General features: G+C 67.3%; 5 protein-coding genes and 2 pseudogenes. 1 reads left to right on the top strand and 6 read right to left on the bottom strand.

Features of this window, described 5'->3' with window-relative positions:
• From H928_RS26470 to gspG, 6 genes and pseudogenes are all read right to left on the bottom strand, one after another.
• A pseudogene (locus tag H928_RS26470) lies at window positions 1-322 on the bottom strand (type II secretion system protein GspL); the annotation flags it as partial.
• A gap of 72 nt (window positions 323-394) precedes the next feature.
• Window positions 395-1,402 (bottom strand): type II secretion system minor pseudopilin GspK, encoded by a 1,008-nt coding sequence (gspK, locus tag H928_RS0106320; RefSeq protein WP_021025729.1) that lies wholly within the window; start codon window positions 1,400-1,402, stop codon window positions 395-397.
• A complete protein-coding gene (locus H928_RS0106325) occupies window positions 1,399-2,100 on the bottom strand; it encodes a type II secretion system protein J (RefSeq protein ID WP_021025730.1) in 702 nt (233 codons plus the stop codon). Before H928_RS0106325 ends, gspK begins: the two co-directional genes overlap by 4 nt.
• Window positions 2,100-2,468: a type II secretion system minor pseudopilin GspI gene (gspI, locus tag H928_RS0106330; RefSeq protein ID WP_021025731.1), complete on the bottom strand. Its 369-nt coding sequence runs from the start codon at window positions 2,466-2,468 to the stop codon at window positions 2,100-2,102. Before gspI ends, H928_RS0106325 begins: the two co-directional genes overlap by 1 nt.
• Before the next feature lie 22 nt (window positions 2,469-2,490).
• Window positions 2,491-2,934: a Tfp pilus assembly protein FimT/FimU gene (locus H928_RS26475; RefSeq protein ID WP_021025732.1), complete on the bottom strand. Its 444-nt coding sequence runs from the start codon at window positions 2,932-2,934 to the stop codon at window positions 2,491-2,493.
• A gap of 76 nt (window positions 2,935-3,010) precedes the next feature.
• Entirely contained in the window at window positions 3,011-3,466 is a 456-nt protein-coding gene (gspG, locus tag H928_RS0106340; RefSeq protein ID WP_182345023.1) for a type II secretion system major pseudopilin GspG, read from the bottom strand.
• Window positions 3,467-3,531: 65 nt separating this feature from the next.
• Between gspG and H928_RS32705 the strand changes: the two are divergent.
• Window positions 3,532-3,819 (top strand): annotated as a pseudogene (locus H928_RS32705) (type II secretion system protein N); the annotation flags it as partial.

A 3,819-nucleotide genomic window follows, 5' to 3' on the forward strand; every position in this document is an offset into this window, starting at 1 on the left:
CGGGTTGCAAGGCAAAGTGCAGTTGCGCCGGGTCGTCGAGCAGGCGCTCTTCCAAGAGGCCTTCGAGCACCGCACGCAGCCGGGGCGAGCCGGGGCCTACGCCCTGGGGCAGGCTGACCCGTTGCCAGGACAGCATGGCCGCAGGCACCACGGCCACCACCTCACCAGCGCGGCCGGGTTGGGGCAGCAGGCCGGCGGTGGTGCTGCCTTGCTGGCCGATGGTCACGCCATCGGGCGACAGGGCATAGCTGTAGCTCCAGGCCGAGCTGGGCCCTGTATCTGGCCCCGAGGCCAGCGGCAGTGAAATCAGTAATGTACTCATGAGCGTGTTGTGCGCTGCATTGTAGAGGGCCCGGCTTCACCAAACTGCAATACGTTTGTCATCATGTTCCTGTTAGCGCGCCGCCACCGGGTTGGCGCTGCCATCGCCCATCAGGCTGGTGGCCAGTGCGGCACCGCGCTCGCGCACCACGGTTGTTACATTCAGCCCCTGGCGGTAGACCAGGGATTTCTCCTGCACCACCAGGTCGTCAAAGCGCAGCCGCGCCCAGACCTCGAAATACACCGATTTCACATCGAGCAGCGCGTTGGCATTGGTGAGCGCGGTGTTGCTGCTAAAGCGCTGCTGCAGCTCGGCGCTGCTCTCGAAAGCCTTGTTCAGCCGCAGCTGGGCGATTTGCTGGGCAGTTGCAAAATCCATGCCCTCGACAGCGGCCCAGATCACGGTGGCCGAGGCGGTGTTGACGTTGACCTTGCTCTCCTGGGGCAGCAGCACCACATAGGGCTCCAGCTGGGTCAGGGTGGACGGAGACAGGCCCCACCAGGCCAGCTCCTTGTAGGTGCGCGGCAGCAGCGGGGCATTGGCGGCCTTGCCTTCGGTGCGCAGCGCGGCCTGTGCCTGCTGGCTGAGGACGGTCAGCTCGGCACCGGGCAGGCCCAGGCGCTCGAACAGGCGCTGGAGCTGGCGCAGCGCGACGGTATTGATCTGGCCGTTGGACACCAGATTGCGGATATTGAGCCGCGCCTGGGCATCGACAATCGCGCCCGACAAAAAGGCCTGGGCCGCGTCGATGCTGCTGTCGTCGGCATTGCTCTGGTTGTTGGAGGCCTGCAAGAAGGTGGATAGGCGCGCTTCGGCCAGCGGCACCGACCAGGGCTCGGACAGCGAATCGGGGCCGCCCACGCGCGCATCCTGGCGCAGCACCTGGCGCGAGAAATCCAGCCCCCCCAGCAGCAGCCAGGCGGCCTGCACGCGGGTGCGCTCAGCGCCTTCAACCTCCAGATTGCGCCACTGCTGCCAGACGGCGCCGGCGGCAATCGTGGCCACCAGGGTGACGGTCAGCATGGCGGCCAGCAGCGCTGCGCCGCGCTGGCTGCGGCGGGCTAGGTGCAGCCGCTTCATGATTTGTTCCCCGACACGATGGGGTTGACCCAGTCGTTGGTGATGACCCCGGAGAGCGCACCGGGCGCGGGCAGCTCCAGGCGCAGGCGGATGCCGTCGGGCAGCGCCACCGTGGTGGGGTTGTTGGCATCGGTCTGGGGATTGGCGCCCTGGCTGGACAGCGGGTTGCTCCAGCTGTTGCCCCGAAAATACAGCAGCTGCCAGCCGCTGAGGGGCATCAGCACTGTTTGCTGCGGGCCGCCATCGGAGTTGTTGGTCAGCGCGCTGTTGGTGACCGCATGGGCGGCCATGTCCCAGGCCTGCTGCCACTGCTGCAGATCACGCACCGGGGAGGACTGCCAGCGCACCCAGTAGGCGCGGTTGCCCAGGCTGCGCTGGGCCCAACTGACGACGCGCAGGCCTTGTTCATTGATGTCGCTGCTGCGGCGCGTGAGCCGCAGCACGCGGCCATCCCAGTCGATGGGCGTGGTAGCTGCGACGCGCTCAATGCCATTGAGGTCGGTGTTCCACTGCGACAGCGCGGCCTGCACCACCATCACCTCTTCGCTGTAATCGCGGGCCTGCTGCTGGGCGCGCACCATGCCGTCGATACCGCGCCAGCTGGCGATGGTCATCACCGCCAGAATGGAGATCGCGATCAGCAGCTCGATCAAGGTAAAGCCCTGGCTGCGTGGCTGGCTAGAACGGGGGCGCTGCATCAGTACCTCCCCACGATGGTGCTCAGGCGCAGCAAAGGCGCGCCGCCGGAGAACACATGGGCATCGATGCGGCGGAAATCCGGGTTGGGCGTGGCAAACACGCCCACGCGCACATCGAACATGCGGCCGGCCTGCTCGCAGGCCACGCTGGTCGTGCCCAGGCCCGGCAGCTGTTGCGACAGGCGCGCGGCGATCAGCTGGTTCTCGGCGCAGATCTGCGCGAGCATCACATCGCTTTGCCGCCCTGCGGTCTGGGTCAGCGCGTTCATCGCCTTGCCGCCGGCGAGCAAGGCGATCGCGACAATGGCGAGCGCGACCAGCACCTCGATCAGGGTGAAGCCGGAATGGGGCGAGGACTTGCTGGGCACGCGGGGCTGGTCGGGAAAAGGTTCAGGGGGCCTGTAGTTCAAAGGGGCGCACACCGTCGGTGGACACGGCAATGCTGCCCGCATGGCGGCTGGGGTAGGCCAGCAGCACCGTCTGCGGGCCGATCAGTGCCTCGGGCCCCAGGATGATATCGCCACTGCTGCGCACCGCCACCGGCGGGTGCAGCCAGGCGCCCTGGCGGGTGCCGCCTTGCAGGCCTTCGATGACAAAGCCCTGGCTGTCGGCCCGCCAGCGTACCGGCTGGCCGCTGGCGCGGGACTGGGCCCGTGCGGCTTCGAGCTGCGCGGCCAGACGCTGGCCTTCACGCTGGAGCTGGTCCTGGCTGTTGTCGCCCATCGCAAACACCACGCCGGCGCTGGCCAGCGCCATCAACGTGATGACGACCAGCAGCTCCATCAAGGTAAAGCCGCGCTGGCGGCGCGGCTGGAAGGGGTGTGAAAGAGGCATGGGCGCAGGGCATGGGGCCGGAGGGCGGGGCAGCGGGAAAAGGCAGAAAGCGGCGATCAGGCGGGCTTATTGCCGCTTATTGCCAGCTGCCGATGTCGGCATTGTTGCCTTCACCGCCGGCCTGGCCATCGGCACCAAAGCTCATCACATCGACTTCGCCTTTGACGCCAGGGTTCAGGTACTGGTAGGGGTGGCCCCAGGGGTCATTGGGCAGCTTTTCCAGATAGGGCTTCCAGTTCATCGGCGCGGGGCCGCTGCTGGGGCGGTTGATCAGCGCGGCCAGGCCTTGCTCGGCGGTGGGGTAGCGCTGGTTGTCCAGGCGGTAGCGCTTGAGTGCGCCGCTGATGTTGGTGATATCGGTGCGCGCCGCGGTCACGCGTGCTTCGTCGGCAGCGCCAATCACATTGGGCACGATCAGCGCGGCCAGCACGCCGATGATGACCAGCACCACCATCAGCTCGATCAGGGTAAAGCCGCGCTGGATATTGGCTTGGATGCGGCGTGCAGCCGACTGCGGGCGGAAGGAAAACATCATGCTCTCAGGTCAAAGGGGGTCAAAGTGGTGAAACTGACATCTGGCTGCATCATAATCTGCGAATGGTGACACTATCACGCAACCCCTGGTCTCCTCGGCTGGCGGCCGGCCTTTTATGGGCTGGCGCTGCGGCATTGGCGGTGTTCTGGGGGCTCAAGCTGTCGGCGCCGCGCCAGGTGCTCTCGGCCCCGCAGGCCGGTGGCCCCGCCCAGGTGCAGGTCGATGGCACTGCGATGGCGCGGCTCTTTGGGGTGCAGGATGGCGCGCCCGTTGCAGCCCCGGCTGCCCCCACCCGCTGGCGCCTGCTGGGCGTGATGGTGGGCAAGGACAGTGGCGGGGGGGGGGGCGGC

The organism is Comamonas sp. B-9, from assembly GCF_000410635.1.
Classification (GTDB): domain Bacteria; phylum Pseudomonadota; class Gammaproteobacteria; order Burkholderiales; family Burkholderiaceae_C; genus Comamonas.